We start from the raw sequence: 840 nt of genomic DNA on the forward strand, positions 1-840 counted from the left end.
GGGGATTTTTAATCCAGCTATAGACGGTGAATTTGCTGATCTTGTAGCGCTTTGCAACAGCGCGCCAAGTTTCTCCATTAGCAATATCGTTAAGAATTTTTTGTCGGAATTGGCTGCAGTAGGTCATAGGATATGCTCAGTTTGTTTTTGATAATTCTACTATAAGTCGTTCTTTATATCTGCTTTGGATAGATTGGATTATAAGTGATTTGACTATAATATTTTGCTTCTCATTCTACTCTCCTTATTAGGAAAAAGATTTATAGACAACGTGCAGTATAGCAGGCTCCCGAAAATGCATACCGTACTTGGAGATAGGATGCTGTTTTCAAATTGGATATTGAGTTAACGTTGTATGCCTTTTTTGGGAAGTTGGCTATATAGAGAAACTTAAGAATAAGTTAAATAAATTGGCTTGAGAAAACGATGATTGGTAGTGGTTTGAAAAGTATGCTTGAATATTATCAAATAATCCAATGACAGTTAAATATTTAAATATCAATATATTAAAAGAAGTATTTTTTGTAAGAGTATGTTTAGCATACTTTTCAAACCACTACCCGATGATTTTTATCATAAATAATCAATACAGCAGAGTTCCCGAAAAAATACATATAGTCAAATCACTTATAATCCAATCTATCCAAAGCAGATATAAAGAGCAACTTGTAGTAGAATTATCAAAAACAAACTGAGCATATCCTATGACCTACTGCCGCCAATTCCGACAAAAAATTCTTAACGATATTGCTAATGGAGAAACTTGGCGCGCTGTTGCAAAGCGCTACAAGATCAGCAAATTCACCGTCTATAGCTGGATTAAAAATCCCCATCCTAAAG

At 33.9% G+C, this 840-nt stretch carries 2 protein-coding genes; one reads left to right on the top strand and one right to left on the bottom strand.

Annotated elements, in window-relative coordinates; translation table 11 throughout:
- On the bottom strand, nt 1-127 hold a 127-nt coding region (locus tag A5N85_RS17975), incomplete at its 3' end, for a helix-turn-helix domain-containing protein (RefSeq protein ID WP_143143250.1).
- 577 nt (nt 128-704) lie between these two features.
- Here A5N85_RS17975 and A5N85_RS17980 point away from each other — a divergent pair.
- The coding region (locus A5N85_RS17980) for a helix-turn-helix domain-containing protein (protein WP_143143330.1) at nt 705-840 on the top strand (136 nt) is incomplete at its 3' end.

Origin of the sequence: Suttonella ornithocola (assembly GCF_001889065.1) — a bacterium.
In the GTDB taxonomy this organism is placed as follows: domain Bacteria; phylum Pseudomonadota; class Gammaproteobacteria; order Cardiobacteriales; family Cardiobacteriaceae; genus Suttonella_A; species Suttonella_A ornithocola.